The sequence below is a fragment of the Clostridium frigidicarnis genome, assembly GCF_900111985.1.
Taxonomy (GTDB): Bacteria; Bacillota; Clostridia; order Clostridiales; family Clostridiaceae; genus Clostridium_Z; species Clostridium_Z frigidicarnis.
On record NZ_FOKI01000002.1, the window covers coordinates 201,240 to 222,455 of the forward strand.

General features: G+C 29.0%; 20 protein-coding genes. All 20 read left to right on the forward strand.

The window, feature by feature from the left end; genetic code table 11:
- Positions 1 to 10 precede the first annotated feature (10 nt).
- The 20 genes from sigE to BM119_RS02125 all read left to right on the forward strand — a co-directional run bounded on the left by sigE (position 11) and on the right by BM119_RS02125 (position 20,856).
- Positions 11 to 718: an RNA polymerase sporulation sigma factor SigE gene (gene sigE, locus BM119_RS02035; protein ID WP_090038435.1), complete on the forward strand. Its 708-nt coding sequence runs from the start codon at positions 11 to 13 to the stop codon at positions 716 to 718.
- A gap of 74 nt (positions 719 to 792) precedes the next feature.
- Positions 793 to 1,566, forward strand: coding sequence for an RNA polymerase sporulation sigma factor SigG (gene sigG / locus BM119_RS02040; RefSeq protein ID WP_090038437.1), 774 nt, complete (start codon positions 793 to 795; stop codon positions 1,564 to 1,566).
- A 170-nt stretch (positions 1,567 to 1,736) separates the two neighbouring features.
- On the forward strand, positions 1,737 to 2,000 hold the full coding sequence (locus tag BM119_RS02045; protein WP_090038438.1) for a YlmC/YmxH family sporulation protein: 264 nt from the start codon (positions 1,737 to 1,739) through the stop codon (positions 1,998 to 2,000).
- A gap of 69 nt (positions 2,001 to 2,069) precedes the next feature.
- Positions 2,070 to 2,525 (forward strand): transcriptional regulator NrdR, encoded by a 456-nt coding sequence (gene nrdR / locus BM119_RS02050; RefSeq protein ID WP_090038440.1) that lies wholly within the window; start codon positions 2,070 to 2,072, stop codon positions 2,523 to 2,525.
- A gap of 150 nt (positions 2,526 to 2,675) precedes the next feature.
- Positions 2,676 to 3,401 carry a peptidoglycan editing factor PgeF gene (gene pgeF, locus BM119_RS02055; protein WP_090038441.1) on the forward strand — a complete coding sequence of 242 codons (726 nt, stop codon included), beginning with the start codon at positions 2,676 to 2,678 and terminating at the stop codon, positions 3,399 to 3,401.
- Positions 3,402 to 3,426: 25 nt separating this feature from the next.
- Entirely contained in the window at positions 3,427 to 4,122 is a 696-nt protein-coding gene (locus tag BM119_RS02060) for a response regulator (RefSeq protein ID WP_090038443.1), read from the forward strand.
- Positions 4,123 to 4,124: 2 nt separating this feature from the next.
- Positions 4,125 to 5,831: a two-component system histidine kinase PnpS gene (pnpS, locus tag BM119_RS02065; protein WP_090038445.1), complete on the forward strand. Its 1,707-nt coding sequence runs from the start codon at positions 4,125 to 4,127 to the stop codon at positions 5,829 to 5,831.
- Between the two features lie 443 nt (positions 5,832 to 6,274).
- A complete protein-coding gene (locus BM119_RS02070; RefSeq protein WP_090038446.1) occupies positions 6,275 to 7,150 on the forward strand; it encodes a phosphate ABC transporter substrate-binding protein in 876 nt (291 codons plus the stop codon).
- A 65-nt stretch (positions 7,151 to 7,215) separates the two neighbouring features.
- The gene (gene pstC / locus BM119_RS02075; protein ID WP_090038447.1) at positions 7,216 to 8,100 is read left to right on the forward strand and encodes a phosphate ABC transporter permease subunit PstC; all 885 of its coding nucleotides are present in this window, start codon (positions 7,216 to 7,218) and stop codon (positions 8,098 to 8,100) included.
- Complete coding sequence (gene pstA, locus BM119_RS02080; RefSeq protein WP_090038448.1) at positions 8,100 to 8,984, forward strand: phosphate ABC transporter permease PstA; 885 nt, start codon at positions 8,100 to 8,102, stop codon at positions 8,982 to 8,984. The genes pstC and pstA overlap by 1 nt, the downstream gene beginning before the upstream one ends.
- 13 nt (positions 8,985 to 8,997) lie before the next feature.
- Positions 8,998 to 9,750, forward strand: a complete 753-nt coding sequence (gene pstB / locus BM119_RS02085; RefSeq protein WP_090038449.1) for a phosphate ABC transporter ATP-binding protein PstB — start codon at positions 8,998 to 9,000, stop codon at positions 9,748 to 9,750.
- A gap of 21 nt (positions 9,751 to 9,771) precedes the next feature.
- Positions 9,772 to 10,428: a phosphate signaling complex protein PhoU gene (gene phoU, locus BM119_RS02090; protein WP_090038452.1), complete on the forward strand. Its 657-nt coding sequence runs from the start codon at positions 9,772 to 9,774 to the stop codon at positions 10,426 to 10,428.
- A gap of 345 nt (positions 10,429 to 10,773) precedes the next feature.
- Positions 10,774 to 11,997 carry a pyridoxal-dependent decarboxylase gene (locus tag BM119_RS02095; protein WP_090038454.1) on the forward strand — a complete coding sequence of 408 codons (1,224 nt, stop codon included), beginning with the start codon at positions 10,774 to 10,776 and terminating at the stop codon, positions 11,995 to 11,997.
- 252 nt (positions 11,998 to 12,249) lie between these two features.
- Positions 12,250 to 13,566 (forward strand): DUF512 domain-containing protein, encoded by a 1,317-nt coding sequence (locus BM119_RS02100; RefSeq protein WP_090038456.1) that lies wholly within the window; start codon positions 12,250 to 12,252, stop codon positions 13,564 to 13,566.
- Positions 13,567 to 13,569: 3 nt separating this feature from the next.
- Entirely contained in the window at positions 13,570 to 14,886 is a 1,317-nt protein-coding gene (gene der, locus BM119_RS02105; protein WP_090038458.1) for a ribosome biogenesis GTPase Der, read from the forward strand.
- Between the two features lie 3 nt (positions 14,887 to 14,889).
- Complete coding sequence (locus tag BM119_RS02110) at positions 14,890 to 15,882, forward strand: NAD(P)H-dependent glycerol-3-phosphate dehydrogenase (RefSeq protein WP_090038460.1); 993 nt, start codon at positions 14,890 to 14,892, stop codon at positions 15,880 to 15,882.
- A gap of 219 nt (positions 15,883 to 16,101) precedes the next feature.
- The gene (gene spoIVA, locus BM119_RS02115) at positions 16,102 to 17,568 is read left to right on the forward strand and encodes a stage IV sporulation protein A (protein ID WP_090038462.1); all 1,467 of its coding nucleotides are present in this window, start codon (positions 16,102 to 16,104) and stop codon (positions 17,566 to 17,568) included.
- 321 nt (positions 17,569 to 17,889) lie between these two features.
- Positions 17,890 to 19,275, forward strand: a complete 1,386-nt coding sequence (locus tag BM119_RS02120) for an MATE family efflux transporter (RefSeq protein WP_090038464.1) — start codon at positions 17,890 to 17,892, stop codon at positions 19,273 to 19,275.
- Between the two features lie 206 nt (positions 19,276 to 19,481).
- The gene (locus tag BM119_RS19735; RefSeq protein WP_177199285.1) at positions 19,482 to 19,643 is read left to right on the forward strand and encodes a hypothetical protein; all 162 of its coding nucleotides are present in this window, start codon (positions 19,482 to 19,484) and stop codon (positions 19,641 to 19,643) included.
- Between the two features lie 223 nt (positions 19,644 to 19,866).
- Positions 19,867 to 20,856: an asparaginase gene (locus BM119_RS02125; protein ID WP_090038467.1), complete on the forward strand. Its 990-nt coding sequence runs from the start codon at positions 19,867 to 19,869 to the stop codon at positions 20,854 to 20,856.
- The last annotated feature ends 360 nt before the right edge of the window (positions 20,857 to 21,216 follow it).

The window sequence follows — 21,216 nt, forward strand, 5'->3', positions numbered from 1 at the left end:
GTGATATTTTATGAATAAATTAAAATTATTATTAAACAAAATCTTATCTAAGTTAGGAATATTTAGAAATAAACTTTATTACATAGGAGGAAACGATGCTCTTCCACCACCATTAACTAAAGATGAGGAAGAGAGTCTAGTCTCAGAATTAGTTAAAGGAGATAGAAATGTTAAAAGTACTCTCATAGAAAGAAATTTAAGGTTAGTTGTATATATTGCAAGGAAATTTGAAAATACAGGAGTTGCAGTTGAGGATTTGACATCTGTAGGAACTATAGGTCTTATAAAGGCTGTAAGTACATTTGATCCAGAAAAAAAGATAAAATTAGCAACATATGCTTCTAGATGTATAGAGAATGAAATTCTTATGTATTTAAGAAGAAATTCAAAGATTAAATCGGAGATATCTTTTTATGAACCACTAAATACAGATTGGGATGGAAATGAATTATTGCTTTCTGATATATTGGGTACAGAAAATGATACAGTATATAATTATATAGAAGATGAAATTGACAGGGAACTTTTATGTGTGGCTTTAGACAAATTAAATCAAAGAGAACAAGAAATTGTTAGATTAAGATTTGGTCTTCAAGGACACAAAGAAAAAACACAAAAGGAAGTTGCGGATATGCTTGGAATATCACAATCTTATATATCAAGGTTGGAAAAAAGAATAATAAATAGATTGAAAAAAGAAATAAATAAAATGTTATAGGGTTGTCAGCGGTATAAAAATTATTCTCTCAGGGAACAATTTAATTGAAACACTCTGAAGGGGCTGATAACTATATGATGATTAGTAAGGTGGAAATTTGTGGTGTTAATACATCCAAGTTGCCAATATTAAAAGAAAAAGAGATGAAAGCGCTTCTTATATCAATTAGGCAAGGCAATGAACAAGCGAGGGAGGAATTTATAAGAGGTAATCTAAGACTAGTTTTAAGTGTTATTCAGAGATTTAATAACAGAGGAGAGAATGTAGATGATTTATTTCAGGTAGGATGTATAGGACTTATGAAATCAATAGATAATTTTGATTTGGGTCAAAATGTAAAATTTTCAACCTATGCAGTTCCTATGATTATTGGAGAAATACGCAGATATCTTAGAGATAATAATTCTATTAGAGTAAGTAGATCTTTAAGGGATATAGCCTATAGAGCTTTACTTGTAAGAGATCAACTGATTAACGATAATAATAAGGAACCTACAATATCTCAGATAGCACATGAACTACAAGTTCCTAGAGAAGAGGTAGTGTTTGCATTAGATGCTATTCAAGATCCAGTTTCATTATTTGAACCTATATATAATGATGGCGGAGATGCCATATATGTTATGGATCAGATAAGTGATTCTAAAAATTTGGATGATAGTTGGCTAGAGAATATTTCCATAAAGGAGGCTATGAAGAAACTTAATAATAGAGAAAAATTAATATTAAATTTAAGATTCTTTGATGGAAGAACTCAAATGGAAGTGGCAGATGAAATAGGAATATCTCAAGCACAAGTATCAAGATTAGAAAAAACAGCACTAAGGCACATGAGAAAATACGTATAGAAGAGTTAATAATTGAAAAATACTTTAGGAATTATAAGACGAATATTAAATCATTTTAAACTATATTAGATGCATTAATAAAAAATTATGCCATCTAATATAGTTTTTTTATTTAAGACGTATACCATGCAGATAAACAACATATAAATCATTAATAAGGGGGAGATTTTATGGATTTAGATTCAATGCATTCAGTAAATCAATTAAGGACTATGGAAGTAATTGATATAAATTTAGGTATGAAACTAGGGTATATAAAGGATTTAAAAATTGATTGTGATAACTATAAAATTTTAGCTTTAGTATTGCCAGAAGAAAAAGCATCTTGGTTTAAAAAGGAAGATGCAAGAGAAATACCTTGGGAAAATGTAGTCAAAATTGGAGTTGATGTAATATTAGTTAATTATAATAAAACTAATTCAAATGAAGTGTAGAAATTATAGAAAAATATAGTATAATAATATAATACTATATATAATTTCAACAAAGGGGCGTGAAGAAGCATGAAATGTCCATATTGTACCCATGAGGAAAGTAAAGTTGTGGATTCGAGATCTACTGATGATGATAGTGCAATAAGAAGAAGAAGAGAATGCTTAAAGTGTGGTAAAAGATATACGACTTATGAAAAAATAGAAGACATACCTATATTAGTTATAAAAAAAGATTTAACTAGAGAATATTTTGATAAAAGTAAAATAATAAATGGACTAATAAAGGCATGTCAAAAAAGACAAGTATCAAGATCTCAAATAGAAGAGATTGCTCAACATATAGAAAAAGACCTAAGTAATAAAATGCTTACTGAAGTTAAATCAGAATACATAGGGGAGCTAATTATGGAAAGATTAAAGAACATCGATGAAGTATCCTATGTAAGATTTGCTTCTGTATATAGACAATTTAAGGATATAAATACATTTATGGAAGAAATCGAAAACTTAATGTCAACTAAATGAGCCAGACTAATTAATTAGTTTGGCTTTTGTTAATATTCAATTAAAAACGTTAAATATAAGGAATTATATTTAATATATTATAGAATTAGTGTTAAAATTATTTGAAAGATAATATGAAAATACTATTATAAAATATTTATGGAGGAAAAAATGGAGATAGAAACAATAGAAAACAATTATGATTTCATTAAAATAAAAAATGACAATGTTACATTTATATTTTCAACAGCTAAAAATAATTTGGATTTCTCGAGGAATAGGGATGATTTCAAGAAGAAAATAGATTTCATAAAGGATAAATACAAATTAGAGGATATAAAATATTTAAGTCAAACTCATAGTAAGTTAGTTTGGGATGTAACTGAACTTAATTGTGAAAAAATTTTAGAAGGAGATGGACTTATAACCAACAAGTTTAATTTGGGGATAAGTGTATTTACGGCTGATTGTACTCCAGTTGTTTTATATGATATTAAAAATAAAGTTATAAGTGCCATACATAGTGGATGGAAGGGTACATTAAACCATATAGTTGGAGCAGCAATAGAAAAAATGAAACAAACATATGATACTAAGGGCGAGGATATTATAGCTATTATAGGACCACATAATAGAGAATGTTGTTATGAAGTAAGTGAAGAAATGATAGACATTTTCAAAAAAGATGAGCTATTTAGTAAACATAATATAAATAAGGGTAGATACCTTAGTTTAGAAAATTGTATAATTGCAGATCTTAAAAATAAAAATGTTAAAGAAGAAAATATAAAAAGTTTAAATCAATGTACTTATTGTAGTTCAAAGTTTGATTTTCATTCATATAGAAAAGATAAAGAAAAAAGTGGACGGTTGTTGACTCTTGTGTTTATGTCTTAATATATTAATTTGGAGGTGTTAAACAATGGCTAAGGATAAAATTTTAATAGTAGATGATGAGGAACATATATTAGAACTCATAAAATTTAATTTGGAAAATTCGGGATATGAGGTTGTTACTTGTAATACAGGAACTAATGCTTTAAATGTTATAAGAAAAGAGCTGCCTAAGCTTATATTACTAGACTTAATGTTGCCAGGAATGGATGGCTATGATATTTGTAAGGAAATAAGAAAAGATAATACAATAGCCAACATACCAGTTATTATGATCACTGCAAAAAGTGAGGAACTAGATAAAATACTTGGATTAGAGCTAGGTGCAGATGATTATATAACTAAACCTTTTTCAGTAAGAGAGTTACTTGCAAGAGTAAAGGCTGTCCTTAGAAGAGTAAGTACACAATTTGTTGATACATCATGTAAATTTGGAAATATGACTATAGATTTTGATAAACATGAAGTTTTAAAACACGAGAAACGAGTAGATCTTACACTTAAAGAATTTGAACTTCTAGAAATACTTATAAAAAATAAGGGTAGAGTTATGACTAGAGATTTCCTTCTAGATAAAATATGGGGGTATGAGTATATTGGAGAAACAAGGACTGTAGATGTTCATATAAGGCATTTGAGACAAAAAATAGAGGATGATGATAAAAATCCTAAGTATATAGAGACTATAAGGGGTATAGGCTATAGGTTTAGCTATGGGGATTAACAATGAGAAAAAAAATACTCATATTGGTTATAAGTACAATAATTTTTACCTTAATAGTGATAAGCTCATTGTTTATAGTTATTTCTAATTATCAACAAATAACTAATACAAAACAAGAATTAAGTATAAATAACAGAATCATAAATAGAGCAATTGAGAACAAAAGTATTAATGATATTAATTATGTATTTGATGAACTTTATAATAAAGAAGACTTTAGAATAACGTGGATAAATAAAAATGGAGAAGTTTTATATGATTCAGATGTGGACTCTAAAATAATGGGAACTCATTCTGACAGAGAAGAGGTGAAACAGGCTAAAGAATCTGGGAATGGAAGTAGTATAAGATATAGTGGCTCATTAGATAAAAATATGCTTTATTATGCAACGGAGTTAAGTGATGGGGGCATAATAAGAACAGCTATTGCATTAGATAATATCAACATATTAAAAAGTGAATTTATAAAGTATTATATTATTGTTTTTATATTAGTTATATTTATGGCAGTAATGTTATCTGTCAGATTATCTCAGATAATTGTTGATCCAATAAAGGAATTAGAGTTTGTAACATCTAGAATTGCAGGTGGAGATTTAAATAGAAGGGTAAAGGCATATTATGGTGATGAGGTAGGAGACTTAGCAAAGACATTTAACAATATGACTAATAAACTTCAAAGCACTATTAGTGAAGCTAGAGATAAACAGAATAGACTAGAGGCAATTTTGAAAAGCATGGATAGTGGTGTGGTTGCAGTAGATAGAAATTCAAAAATTATAATGATGAACCCTTATGCAAAAAAAATATTTGGAATAAAAAAGAATATTATAGGGGAAAACCTTATGGATAATATAAGGGATTTTGAATTTGAAAAAGTTTTTAAAGAAAATAGTGATGATTTTAAAGAACTAACTATACTATGGCCAAGTGAAAAAGATCTTAGAATAAGGACGGCAGAAATAAGAACAGATACAGAGCTCATTGGTACAGTAGCTGTGGTACAAGATGTAACTGATATTAAAAAGTTAGAGAATGTGAGATCAGAGTTTGTGGCTAATGTATCTCATGAATTAAAAACACCTTTAACATCTATAAAAGGATTTGCAGAAACACTAAAATATGTAGATGATGATGTAAATAAGGAAAGATTTTTAAATATAATAAATGATGAAGCTGAAAGGCTTACTAGATTAATTGAAGATATATTAATTTTATCCCATATAGAGCAGCATAATGATGATGTTATAGAAATAATAAAAGTTGACGAAGTTCTAAAAGATTTATATTATCTTATGAAGAACACCGCTGATAAAAAAGATATTTTATTAGAATTTAATCTTAATAGTAATGTAACATTAATAGGAAATAAAGATAGGTTTAAACAAATGATGATAAACTTAATAGATAATGGTATAAAATATTCTGATTTTAAAGGAAAAGTAAAGGTTATATCAGGTAAAGAAAGCAATAATTGTGTAATTAAAATTATTGATAAAGGAATGGGTATATCAGAAGAACATATATCGAGATTGTTTGAACGATTCTATAGAGTTGATAAAGCTAGATCAAGAGCTAATGGCGGTACTGGCTTAGGACTTGCAATAGTAAAACATATAATAATAACATTTGAAGGAAAAATAGATGTAAAAAGTGAAGTTGGAAAAGGAAGTGAATTTAAAATAACACTTCCAATTAAAAAATTATAAACTTTTAAAGAGGTATATATATTGTAAGAATTTAAATTCTTTAATATATATACCTCTTTTGGATGTACATGAAAGTATAAAAAAATTTGATTCTAAAATACTGATAAAACATAGTGTTAAAGAGATTGAGAATTAAGAATTTACAATTGACAATGTTGGATGAAATCTTATTAAAGAAAGTCTATGATTTTCAACAACAACTGTCAATTCTCAATTATAACGTAGCGTAGCCACTTTTGTTATTTTATAAGATGTAAGTATATTATATTTATTTTAAAACATAATAAAAATAAGTTGAAAAATTTATCTGATGGCCCAACCTGAATAAAGATTCATTCTATGTTAAAATTTTTTAACTTGTCTATAATACGGGGTTAACCTTGAAATGGCAATATGTAAGTATAAAGTTTAGAAAAATAAAACTTTTAGGAGGCTTTATAACTATGAAGAAGAATTTTATTAAATTTGGTATATTATCATTAACATTAATATTAGGAACAACATTATTATCTGCATGTGGAAGCAAAGAGAAAAATAGTGAGAAACCATATTCAGGTACGGTATTATCAATAGGATCAACGGCTCTTCAACCACTAGTTGAAAAAACAGTGTCAGGATTTAATCAAAAATATCCAGATGTAACAGTAAATGTTCAAGGTGGAGGAAGTGGTGTTGGAATAAATCAAGTGGCTCAAGGGAGTGCTCAAATAGGGAATTCGGATATACCAGCATCATCAAAAATCAAGGATGAAAGTATTCTAAAACAATTAGTTGAAACAAAAGTATGTGGAATAGGATTTGCTTTAGTTACAACTAAAGATGTAGGCGTTGAAAATTTAACAATAGAACAAATTCAAGATATTTTTACAGGAAAAACAACCAATTGGAACCAATTAGGTGGGAAAAATATTAATATAACTATTGTAAATAGAAGTAAATCATCTGGAACAAGAGCGGCATTTAAAAATACTATCTTAAAAGAAAATGATGAAAAAGAAGGATTAGGAATAACTCAAGATTCCACATCAGCAGCACTAAAGGCTGTTAAAGAAACAGATGGATCAGTATCATATGTGGCACTATCAAATTTAATGACTGATAAAGATAAAGAAGGAGTTACCTTAATAAAAATAAATGGAATTGAACCTACAGATAAAAATATAGTAGATAACCAATATCCTTTCTGGTCTTATGAGTACATGATAACAAAGGGAGAGCCCGAAAATGAAGTGAAGGCATTTATTGATTTTATAAAAAGTGATGAAAATAAAGGCACTGTAGAAAAGCTAGGATATATTCCAATGGGAAATTTTAAGTAGTATATTTTCAGGATGGAATTATATCTAGAGTGATTAATTTAATCGTAAAGAGGTTGTGAGATTATATGAAAAGCAAGAGTATTTCAAAACTAAAAAATGAATCACTGGGTAAGTGGTATGCAAGTTTTTGTGGAATATTAATAGTAGTACTTACATTAGCAATAATAGGATTTGTATTTTGGAAAGGTGCAGCAACATTTAAAACAACATCTATAAGAGAATTTTTGTTCTCACCAATTTGGCTTACAGATGGTGAAACACCTAAGTTTGGTGCATTAATATTTTTAACAGGGTCTGCATTAGTTTCGTTTGGGGCCATAATAATAGCAGCTCCAATAGCTATAGCATTGGCTATTTTTATGAATTTAATTTCTCAAAATATAGGTAAAAAGGTTTTGCAACCAGCATTGGAGTTATTTGTTGGAATACCTTCAGTTGTTTATGGATGGATAGGTATATCATTTTTAGTACCAGTTATAAAGAACTCTTTTGGAGGTATAGGATTTTCATTATTAGCCGCTATAATAGTTCTGAGTGTTATGATATTACCAACCATAGCTAGTATTGCATCAGATGCTATTAAGACGGTTCCAAGAGAATATATAGAAGGATCATATGGACTAGGTGCAACTAGATGGCAGACCATATCAAAAGTTGTTGTACCATCAGCAAAAAATGGTATATTAACAGGTATAGTTTTAGGAGTGGCAAGAGCTTTTGGGGAAGCTCTTGCAGTACAGATGGTAATAGGTAATTCAATAAAGTTTCCTAAAGGATTGATGGATTCAACATCTACAATAACAGGAATTCTAACAATGGATATGGCTAACACTATAAATGGAACTCAATGGAACAATGCTTTGTGGTCATTAGCTGCATTATTATTGTTTGTATCTTTTATTTTTATAATAATCATAAGATCTATAGGAAAAAGAGGTGAAGCTAAATAATGAATGCTAAGACTATAGACAAAATTTGGACAGGGATTTTATATGCATTATCTATTTTTATTGTTGCAATATTAGCTTTATTGCTAGGTATAATATTTATAAAGGGGACAGGTTTTTGGGATCCTAATTTTTTATTTGGATCACCTAAATTAGGAGAAGCGGGAGGAGGCATAGGTCCTCAGTTGTTTAATTCTTTTTATTTGCTAGTTTTAGCATTAATTTTAACAGTTCCTATTGGATTAGGATCAGGAATATATCTTAGTGAATATGCTAAAGAAGGAACTTTTTTAAATATAATAAGACTTTGCATAGAGACAATGGCATCATTACCATCAATAGTAGTAGGATTATTTGGACTTCTTGTTTTTGTGAATTTTTTCAAGATGGGATTTACAATATTAGGTGGAGCTTTGGCTCTTACTATATTAAATTTGCCATCACTTACTAGGGTTTGTGAAAATGCAATAAATGATGTTTCAAAAAAGTTTCAAGAAGCTAGCTTAGGTTTGGGTGCAACTAAATGGCAAACTATTAAAAATGTTTTAATACCAGCATCAATACCTCAAATTCTTACCGGAGTAATATTGGCAGCAGGAAGAATATTTGGAGAGGCAGCAGCATTGTTATATACAGCGGGTATGACTACTCCACATTTTAAATTAGGATCTTCCATAGCAAGTAAAGCAAATCCATTTAATATATTTAGACCGGCTGAAACTTTATCTATTCATATATGGAAGTTAAATTCAGAGGCTAATTTACCAGATGCAGCAGCAATAGCCAATAAATCTGCGGCAGTGTTAATATTAATGGTACTTATCTTTAATATTGCGGCAAGAGTCTTAGGAAAGAAAATTTACAATAAGTATGCTGGGATAAAGTAGGAGGAAATATAGAATGAGCATAATAGAAACTCAAAACCTAAATTTATATTATGGAAAAGTCCATGCATTAAAAAATATAAATTTGAAAATAGATGAGAATAAGGTCACAGCTTTAATTGGACCTTCTGGTTGTGGAAAATCAACATTCCTTAGAAGTATAAATAGAATGAATGATTTAATAGAAGGGGTTAAGGTAGAAGGAAATATAGTATATGAAGAAGAAAATATATACAGTAAGGACTATGATGTTATAGAATTAAGAAAAAAAATAGGGATGGTATTTCAAAAACCCAATCCTTTTCAAATGTCAATATATGACAATGTAGCCTATGGATCTAAAATTCATGGAATTAAAAATAAGAAACAGTTAGATGAAATAGTTGAAAAAAGCTTAAAGGGTGCAGCTTTATGGAATGAAGTTAAGGATAAATTAAAGAAAAATGCATATGGATTATCTGGTGGTCAACAGCAGAGATTATGTATAGCAAGAACCTTGGCAGTAGAACCTGAAGTGCTTTTAATGGATGAACCTACATCTGCTCTTGATCCTATATCCACATCAAAAGTGGAGGAACTTATGGATTCATTAAAGAAACAGTACACTGTAGTTATAGTAACCCATAATATGCAACAAGCTGCTAGAATAGCAGATAACACTGTATTCTTTTTAAATGGAGAAGTAATAGAAAATTCAAAAACAGATGATATATTTTATAGACCAAAAGATAAAAGAACGGAAGACTATATAACAGGAAGATTTGGCTAATATTAAATTAGAGGTGAGTACATGGCAAGAATAAGTTTTGATAATGAGTTAAAAGATCTTCATAATGATTTGTTAAGGATGAGTAGCATAGTTGAAAAGCAAATATATTTATCAATAGAATCATTAAAAAAACAGGACGATAAATTAGCTAGTGAAATAATAAAAAATGATGATTTAGTAGATGATTTGCAAAGAGAGATAGAGGGGAAATGTATAAAGCTTATAGCTAAAGAGCAGCCAGTAGCTACGGACTTAAGAAATATTTTCACAACAACTAAAATAGTAACTGACTTAGAGAGAATGGCAGATCATGCTGTGGATATAGCTAAGATAGTAATTAGATTAAAAGATGAAAAATATATAAAAGAACTTATAGATATTCCCCAAATGTCTAATCTGTTGCAAAAAATGATTAAGAATTCTATAGATTCATATATAACAGGTAATGTAAATCTTGCATATAAAACATGTAAAATGGATGATGAAATAGATGAAATATATAGAAATGTATTTACAGAATTATTAGAACTTATGGTAAAGGATAGCGCTATAATTCATCAAGCAACTCAATTTTTATTTGTTTGTAAATTTTTAGAGAGAATGGCCGATCATGCAACTAATATATGTGAATGGACTATATATTTAGTAACAGGAGACACTGTAGATTTAAATGATTAGAAACAAACTAGGTACCAAAGGTGCCTAGTTTGTTTTTGAAGAAATTTATAGATAAATGTAAAATAAAAAACTTTGCTATAAAGTTAAATTGAAAGAAAAAATATAATTAAACTTATAAAAAACATAGATTAATTTTATTTAAATATCATATTTTAACATAAATTATAATGAAGTACCATTTATATAGAGCTTGTAGTATACAACTTATAGGCTTGAAACAACAGGATATTTTTACTATAATAATCTAAAAATAGACAATATACTAAGCAATTATATTTAATCTTAAAGATATCACTGATAATTTAAAAGTTAAATAATTATTTATAGTAAGAAGGGGATTTTAAGATGAAATTTTGGAAAAAACATACTCAACAAGAACTTGACACAATAATAACAAAGGCATTAGGACGCACATTGAATTATGATAATACAGATACAATAGGAATTCCAGGGACAAAATTAGATGATGCTGTATTTTATGATAGACATCAATTTGTAAAGCAGTCTCCATATTTAAGAACTTTTATACAAAATCCTAATCATATAGGATGTCATACATATGATAAGGCAGATATATTATTTGGAGGAACTTTTGATATAGAAAGAGAGCTAATTCAATTATTGTCAATTGATGTATTGAATGGTACAGATGAAGAATTTGATGGATACATAGCTCAAGGGGGAACTGAGGCAAATATTCAAGCAATGTGGGTATATAGAAATTATTTTAAGAATGAAAGAAAAGCAAAGCATGACGAAATAGCTATAATAACGTCTGTAGACACTCATTACTCTGCTTATAAAGGTGCAGATTTATTAAATATTGATATTATACAGGTTCCAGTAGACTTTTATAGCAGAAAGATAGAGCCTAGTACATTAGATAAAATAGTAAAAGATGCCAAAAATAAAGGAAAGAAATATTTTATTGTAATATCCAACATGGGAACCACTATGTTTGGCTCTGTAGATGATCCAGATTTATATGCAGAGATATTCGATAATAATGATTTGGAATATAAAATACATGTAGATGGAGCATTTGGAGGATTTATATACCCTATAGACAATCCAAATTGTAACACAGATTTTTCAAATAAAAATATAAGTTCTATAACTTTGGATGGACATAAGATGTTGCAAGCACCTTATGGAACAGGAATTTTCCTATGCAGAAAAAATTTGATCCATAATACTCTTACAGAAGAAGCTACTTATATTGAAAATTTAGATGTTACAATAAGTGGTAGCCGTTCAGGTGCAAATGCGGTGGCAATATGGATGATTCTTGCAACTCATGGCCCATTCGGTTGGATGGAGAAGATAAATAAATTAAGAAATAGAACAGAATGGTTCTGCAAGGAACTAGACAAGCTAGGTATAAAGTATTATAAAGAAGATAAAATGAATATTATTACTATGGAGTCACAGTATATTAGTGATGAAATAGTTGAAAAATACTTCTTAGTACCTCAAGTGCATAATGAAACTAATAAATGGTACAAAGTTGTTGTAATGGATCATGTAGAACTAGACAAGTTAAGCTCGCTAATAGAAGATTTAAAGTAAAGATAAATAAAAATGCCTGTTTGCTTTTAGGTAGACAGGCTTATTTTCATTTAATTTATGATAATGCTTTATAAAAAAGTAAATATGTCAATAATATTTAATAAGATTAAATGTATTGTGTAAAATAAACATTAATTATTTATTAAAAATACAAAATTCAACTAAAGGTAAGAAATTGTATTATTTATTGACTAGTTTATTTAATTAAGGTATCATACTATAATGATAGTAAGTAATTAGGAGTGGAATTTTATGAACACAAAAATCTCTAAGGTAATGTATAATAGCATTGGGGAAGAGCTTGGAATTGAAGTTGGAGATAAACTTATTAGTATAAATGAAACAATTATTAAGGATATAATAGATTATAAATTTTTGATTGCCGATGAGTACTTAGAGATTGAAGTAGAAAAAGTAGATGGAGAAATATGGCAATATGAAATAGACAAAGATTATGAAGAGGATCTAGGTCTTGAATTCGAAGAAGGAATAATGGATAAAGCAAAAAGTTGTAACAATAAATGTATATTTTGCTTTGTAGATCAAAATCCTAAAGGAATGAGAGAAACAATTTATTTCAAAGATGATGATTCTAGATTATCATTCCTTCAAGGTAACTTTGTTACGTTAACTAATATGAAGGACGAGGATATAGATAGAATAATAAGATATAGAATTAGTCCTATAAATATTTCAGTACATACTACTAATGATGAGTTAAGAACCAAAATGTTAAATAATAGATTTGCAGGGAAAATTAATGAGAGAATGCAAAGATTAAGCGATGCAGGAATAGAGATGCATGCTCAAATAGTTTTATGTCCAGGATTAAATAATGGAGAAGCGCTGAAGAGTACAGTTGAAGATCTTTATAAGTTATATCCTCAAGTACAAAATATAGCAGCTGTTCCTGTAGGTGTAACTAAATTTAGAGATGGATTATTTAATCTTAATACATATACAAGAGAAAGTGCAAAGAAAGAAATAATGGATTTATTACCTCTTCAAGAAAAATATATTAAAGAAACAGGAAATCCATTTATAAGACTTGCAGATGAATTCTATGTTATGGCTAATATGGACGTTCCCAATGAAGAGTTTTATGGAGAATATGACCAACTAGAAGATGGAGTTGGTATGATAAGAATACTTAGACAAATTATAGATAGAGATTTAGAGTTTTTAGATAAAGATACAAACTCATCATTTACATTTGTTACAGGAAGTTCTGCATATGAAGAAGTTCTTAAAATGTGCAATAAAATAATGATTAAAAATTCTAACTTAAATTTAAAAGTAGAAAAAATATTAAATAAATTTTTCGGAGAGTCAATAACAGTAGCTGGCCTTTTAACAGGTGGAGATATAATAAACCAGTTGAAGGACAAAGAGTTAGGAAAGTATATAATGATACCAAGAAATATGCTAAGAGCTAATGAAAGAGTATTTTTAGATGATATAACTATTGAACATATGGAGAATACCTTAAATAGAACGGTTATTGTTTTTGATTATACAGGAGAAGGTTTAATTAATTTAATAAATGAATGTGGAAAAAGGGAGGATTAAAAAATGGCAAAACCGATAGTTGCAATGGTTGGAAGACCTAATGTAGGAAAATCAACTTTGTTTAATAAATTAGCAGGAAAGAGAATATCTATTGTTCAAGACACACCAGGTGTTACAAGAGATAGAATATACGCCGAAGCAGAATGGCTTACTCATACGTTCACAATGATAGATACAGGTGGAATAGAGCGTGACAATGGAAGCGTAATAGTTGAAAAAATGAGAAGACAGGCACAAATTGCTATAGAAACTGCAGATGTAATAACATTTATAGTTGATGGTAAAGAAGGATTAACTGCAGCGGATCATGAAGTTGCTCAAATGCTTAGAAAATCTAAAAAACCAATAGTCTTGGTTGTTAATAAGATAGATAACTTAAAAGATGAAGATAATGCATATGAGTTTTACAATCTAGGAATAGGTGATCCAATAACAATATCAGCATCTCAAGGTTTAGGATTAGGAGATCTGCTTGATAGGATTGTGGAACATTTTAATACAGATGGCGATAATGGTGAAGATGAAGAAAATATTAATATAGCGTTAATAGGAAAACCTAATGTAGGAAAATCTTCTTTAATAAACAAGTTATTAGGAGAAGATAGGGTAATAGTTTCTAACATACCAGGAACAACAAGAGATGCCATAGATAGTTATATTGAAAATGATTTAGGTAGATTTACACTTATAGATACAGCAGGTCTTAGAAGAAAAAGCAAGGTTAAAGAAGAAATAGAGAGATATAGTGTAATAAGAACTTTAGCTGCCATAGAAAGAGCAGATGTATGTATATTAATGGTAGATGCAGAAGATGGTGTAACTGAGCAAGATGAAAAAATTGTTGGGTATGCACATGAACTTAATAAAGCTATAATGGTAATAGTTAACAAGTGGGATCTTATAGAAAAAGAAACTAAAACTTTAGATAATTATAAAAAAGACATTCAAAGCAAATTAAACTTTATATCTTATGCACCATATTTATTTATATCAGCTAAAACAGGTCAGAGAACTCACAAAGTTTTACAAATGGCTAAAGAATGTTATAATAACTATAACAAGAGAATAGCAACGGGTATATTAAATGACGTTATAAGTAAAGCGGTACTTATGAAGGAACCACCAGTTGTTGGCTTAAGAAGATTAAAGATATACTATGTAACACAACCAGTTACTAAGCCACCTACATTTGTATTCTTTATAAATGACTACAACACAATGCATTTCTCTTATCAAAGATATTTAGAAAACCAGCTTAGAAATAGTTTTGATTTCTCAGGAACTGGTATTAAAATGGAGTTTAGAGAAAGGAAGGAATAGTATATGTCTAAGATAGCTTTCCTTGGGGGAGGAAGCTTTGCCACAGCTCTCTCTAATTTATTAGCTAAAAAAGGTCATTGTGTATGCATATGGGCAAGAGATGAAAAAGTAGTTAATGATATAAACGAGAATAAAAGAAATTCTAAATATATGAAAAACTTAAAGCTTAATAGTAGCATATATGCTTCTTGCAATATGAAAGAAGTATTAGATAATGCTGATTATGTTGTATTTGCTACAGCATCTCATGTTGTAAGACAAATATGTGAGAAAGCTAAACCATATATGAATGATAAATCTATAATAATAAATGTTGCAAAGGGAATTGAAGAAGGAACTTTGAAACTTATGTCAGATATATTAGAAGAAGAATTTTCTAATCCTGTAGTTGTATTATCAGGACCAAGTCATGCAGAAGAGGTTGCAGAGGAAACTCCAACTACGGTAGTTGCATCATCTAAAAATATAAAGTATGCAGAAAAGGTACAGGAATTGTTTATGACTTCATACTTTAGAGTTTATACAAATGATGATTTACTTGGTGTTGAAATAGGCGGAGCAGTTAAGAACATTATAGCCTTAGCAGCAGGTATAACTGATGGAATAGGCTATGGAGATAATGCAAAAGCTGCTTTAATGACTAGAGGAATGAGCGAAATAATTAGAGTGGGTGAAAAGCTTGGAGGGAAAAAAGAAACCTTTTTTGGACTTACTGGAATGGGTGATTTAATAGTTACATGTACCTCTATGCATAGTAGAAATAGAAGAGCAGGAATACTCATAGGCAAAGGAAAGACCATGGATGAGGCTATTAAGGAAGTAGGCATGGTAGTTGAAGGAATAAAGGCATGTAAGTCATTTTATTTATTCAAAGAGGATTTAGGGGTATCCATGCCAATTACAGATATGCTATATAAAGTTTTGTTTGAGAACAAGGATCCTAAACAAGGGGTTCATGAACTTATGCAAAGAGATAAGAAAAAAGAGTGTTATTAAGATTAATATAAAAAGAGAGAATATGGAAACATATTCTCTTTTTTTACGAACAAATATAAAGTATAAGAATATAATATGTTGTTGGGAAAAATTACAAATATTTAAGACTGTTTTATATATAAAATATGGAAATTAAATTTTAATAACATCATTGGTAATAAATCAAGCATAAAAATAATATATATATAATGTTAATATGTAAATTTGGGAGGGTTAGACTTGGAGGATTTTAACATATACAAGAATATTGCGGAAAGAACTCAGGGAGATATTTATGTTGGCGTAGTCGGTCCTGTAAGAACAGGAAAATCCACGTTCATAAAAAGATTTATGGATATGATGGTTATACCAAAGATAGAAAATGATTATAAAAAGGAAAGAGCTAAAGATGAACTACCACAAAGTGGATCAGGCAAAACCATACACACTACAGAGCCTAAGTTTATACCTAATGAGGCAGTAGAGATAGATCTTGAAGACGGAATAAAATTTAAGGTTAGAATGGTTGACTGTGTAGGTTATATTGTTAGAGGAGCGTTAGGCTATACTGAAGGAGAAAATGCTAAAATGGTTACAACTCCTTGGTATGATTATGAAATTCCTTTCGAAGAGGCTGCCGAAATAGGAACTAAAAAAGTTATAACAGATCATTCAACTATAGGATTAGTTATAATAACAGATGGATCTATAACAGATATACCTAGGGAGGAATATATTGAGGCTGAAGAAAGAGTAATAGACGAATTAAAGAGTATAAACAAACCATTTATGCTAGTACTTAATTCAGCACATGGATATTCAAAAGAAACAAAACAATTAAAAAAAGATTTGGAAGAAAAATATGATGTACCAGTTCAAATAATGGATGTACTTAACATGAATGAAGAAGATGTTATGAATCTTTTTCAAAAAATATTGAAGGAATTTCCTATAAAAGAAATAAATATAGAATTGCCAGAATGGATAGAGAAATTAGAACCTTCACATTGGCTAAAAGAAGAATTTTTAAATATTATAAAAGAAATGTGCAAAAAAGTATATAAGGTTAGAGACATAAAGAAGGTTTTAGATGACTTTGAAGATGAAGAGTTTATGGGAAGTTCAAACATCAATGAAATGAATATGGGTGAAGGTACAGCTGTGGTTGAAATGAGACCAAAGCAAGGTATATTTTATCAAATCCTAAGCGAAATTTGTGATTGTTCAATAAGAGGGGAGAATGAACTCCTTGCAATAATTCAAGATTTGCATATTGCAAAAGTTGAATATGATAAGATATCAGATGCATTAAAAGAGGTTAGAGAAACAGGATATGGTCTTGTAGCGCCGGAACTTTCAGAAATGAAATTTGAAAAACCAGAAAGAGAAGGAGATAGGATTAAATTTAAAGCAAGTGCTCCATCATTACATTTTATAAAAGCTGATATAGAAACTGAAATTAGACCAAGTATAGGTGTTGGAAAAGAGACAGAGGACTATTTCAATGGACTATTGGAACAGTTTGATAGTGATCCAGCAAAACTTTGGCAAAGTAATATGTTTGGCAAGCCTTTAGAAGTTATGGTTAAAGAAGGATTGCAAAATAAATTGTATAGAATGCCAGAAGATGTTCAAACAAAAATACAAAGAACACTTCAAAAAATTATAAATGAAGGAAATGGTGGGTTAATTTGCATAATACTATAATATAAATAAGAATCTCTCATTAGTTTTAATGGGAGATTTTTATTTATATAGGTTCTAAAAAATTTTATTCAGTTGACTTTAAAGTGTGATTTTAGTATTCATAATAATGTAAATTAGCAAATTATGAATTTTATTAATTAGAACTTATATATAGATGAATTTAATATTTTGCATAACCATAAATTTAAATAAGTAAGAAGAAAAGTGTATATTACATATACAGATAAAATCTGTTATGGATAAAGGGATTAAGTTCTTCAAATACTATATACTAAATGATAAAATACAATTATATTGAAATAAAAAATTGGGGGACATTTAATGGACAGTAGAAATAGAAAAAAACTAATTTTAGAAGGAAACATGTATAAAGTTCTTATAACTTTATCTGTACCAATAATGATTAACAATCTAATACAGACTTTATATAACTTAATTGATGGTATTTGGGTTAGTAAAATAGGGTCTACTCAATTTGCAGCAACATCTTTTGTGTGGCCGGTTAGTTTCCTATTCATATCTTTAGGTATAGGAATATCTATAGCAGGAACAGCCATATTGTCTCAGCTCATAGGAGGTGGAAAAGAGAAAGAAGCAAATAAATACGCTAGCCAGTTTATTGCATTGTCTTTAGTGACATCTGTAGTTTTTGCGATAATAGGATATGTTTTAACTCCGCTTATAGTAAGAATTATGGGAGCAACTGGTGATTTGGAAAACTATAGTATTATATATTTAAAAATAAGTTTTTTGGGAACTCCATTGGTATTCTTAATTAATAACTTTAACTCTATAATGAATGCACAAGGCAATACGGTTACGCCAACAATGTTAGGTGGAATTAGTGCCATTTTAAATGCTATTTTGGATCCCATATTTATATTTACTTTTAATTTAGGAATTGGAGGAGCAGCATTTGCAACATTGTTGTGTCAAGCCTTATTATGTGTAGTTATTATTAAGATAGTGAACAAGCCTACCTCTATAATAAGACCTAGTTTTAAGGGATTTAGATTTGATAGAGAAATGATAAATAATATTTTAAAGGTTGCATTGCCATCATCTATAGGACAGTCAGGTTCAGCCTTAGGATTTATAGTTTTAAATAGTTTTATTGCATCTTATGGAACAGCCACTATGGCTGCTTTTGGCATGGTCAACAGAATTACTTCTCTTATAATGCAGCCAGCAATGGGTGTTGGTGCTGCACTTACAACAATTGTTGGTCAAAACTTAGGAATGAATCAGATAAAAAGGGTAAAAGATGGATTTTATAAAGCTGTAAAATTTACAGTTGCTTTTTCGATAATAGGATGTATTCTATTAATTTGGAAAGACGATGAGACAATAAATTTTTTTATGCAGTCTAAAGATAATATGGATGTAATAACTCAAGGAATGACTTATCTAAAATATATATCTTTTTCAATGCCACTTATGGGTATATTTAGTGTGTTACAAGGTATATTTCAAGGATCAGGACACACAAAGTATTCTATGGCAATGGAAATAGGAAGGCTTTGGTTTGTTAGGTTACCTATGATATTAATATTTAAGTATTTTACTAATATAAATGAGGAAGGTATATGGTTTGCTATGAGTTTTAGTAATCTAATAATATGTATATATGGTTATATGATTTATAAAAGTGGCAAATGGGAAAGGAAAATTATAAAAACAGGGGAAAATAAAGTCGTAACAACTTAAAAATAATTAAAAACTTCATTCATTTTCTTCCAGCATATAAATCAATTCTTTGGACAAAATATTTATTGAAAGGAGTTGATTTATAATGCATAGAGAAGATAAAAAGGCTAAGAAAAAAACGGATAAATTTAAAAAACCGGAGGTTATAAAAGACGATGAAGTAAAAAAACAAAAGTAATTGTATAGAAGGGAGAGTGGTGATTAATATGGCAAAAGAATTTAAAAAAGGCCAATATGAGGATGCTGCAGAAAAAGCTAAGGAACTTCTAGACAAAGGTATAGGAATAACAGAAATAATTTCAATGACAGGGCTTACAGAGGAAAGAGTTAATAAACTAAATAGGAAAATGAAGGACAAGTTGACATAAATATATAACATTTAAAATCATATTTATTTTCTACATTAACTTTTAAAATAGTATATTGTAATAGAATATTTTAATATATTGATAAGTTTAAATAAAAAAAGGAGGAAAATGTAATTGCCTCCTTTTTTGTAGTATAAAATAATGGTGAATTTTTAATATGTATGGTGTAGAATATACAATGTAAATAAAAAATGTAAAATATATGCTCATAGGGGGAAAACTCATGAAAAAAATAGCAGTAATTTTTAATGGGGGAACCATTTCCATGAAAGTGGATCCAAAGCTTAAAGCTGCAGTTCCTAGTTTAACTGGAGAAGAGATAATGGCTATGGTAACAGGTATAGAAGGGTATGCTAAAATAGAGTCACATACTTTTTCTTCACTACCAAGTCCACATGTAACTCCAGAAATTATGTTTAAATTGTCTAAATTCATAAAAGAATTTATAGATAGAGAAGATATAGATGGTGTTGTTGTTACCCATGGAACAGACACTCTAGAAGAAACGGCGTATTTGCTTGATTTAACTATAAACACAGAGAAACCTATAATAGTAACAGGGTCTATGAGAAGTGGCTCAGAACTAGGTTATGATGGTCCATCAAATTTAGCTGCATCTATATGTACAGCTATTTCTGATGAAGCTAGAGGAAGAGGTGTACTAGTTTGTTTAAATGGAGATTTAAATTGTGCATCAGAAGTAACGAAAACAAATTCAATGTCACTAGGTACATTTAAAACTCCAAATTTTGGACCTATAGGAATGGTGGATAATAATAAAGTGTTATTCTATAGAAATAGCAATGATAAAGAAAGATTTGATATAACAGAATTAGAAGATAAAGTTGCTTTAATCAAATGTGCATCAGGAATGGATTCAAGTTTTATAGATTTCGCAATAGACAAAGGATATAAGGGGATTGTAATAGAAGCCTTAGGTAGAGGTAATATACCTCCAGAAATGGTTTCAGGTGTTAAGAGAGCTATAGATAACAAGATACCTGTAGTTGTAGTATCTAGATGTTTTGAAGGTAGGGTATGTGATTCATATGGTTACCCTGGCGGTGGAAAAGATTTAAGGAAAATAGGAGTAATATTTGGAGATACACTACCTGGACAAAAGGCAAGAATAAAGCTTATGGTAGCACTAAGTAAAACAAATGATTTAGAAAAAATAAAAGAAATATTTGAGAAAAGCCTATACACATCATAGGATATAAAAAGATAAGTCAAACTTTGGCTTATTTTTTTTGATTTATAGTATATTATAAAATTTCGAATCTGTGGATAACTTTGATAACTATTAAAATATATAGATTTTTTAGTTGAAAACTTTAATGAGTGAAAAATTACAAGTGGCAAGTTGCAAGAGTTTAAGAAATTGACAATTGACGATTGAAAATTGACAATTCAAGGATAAATCTTCTAAGGAAGATTTTAAAATTTAAAAAATATAATTTAGAGAAAATCTGTGATTTTTATCCATAACTTTCAACAATAATCGTCAATCGTCAATTCTAAATTGTCAATTTAAAAAGGGCGCAGCCTTTTGCTCTATTAGGAATTTGTGATC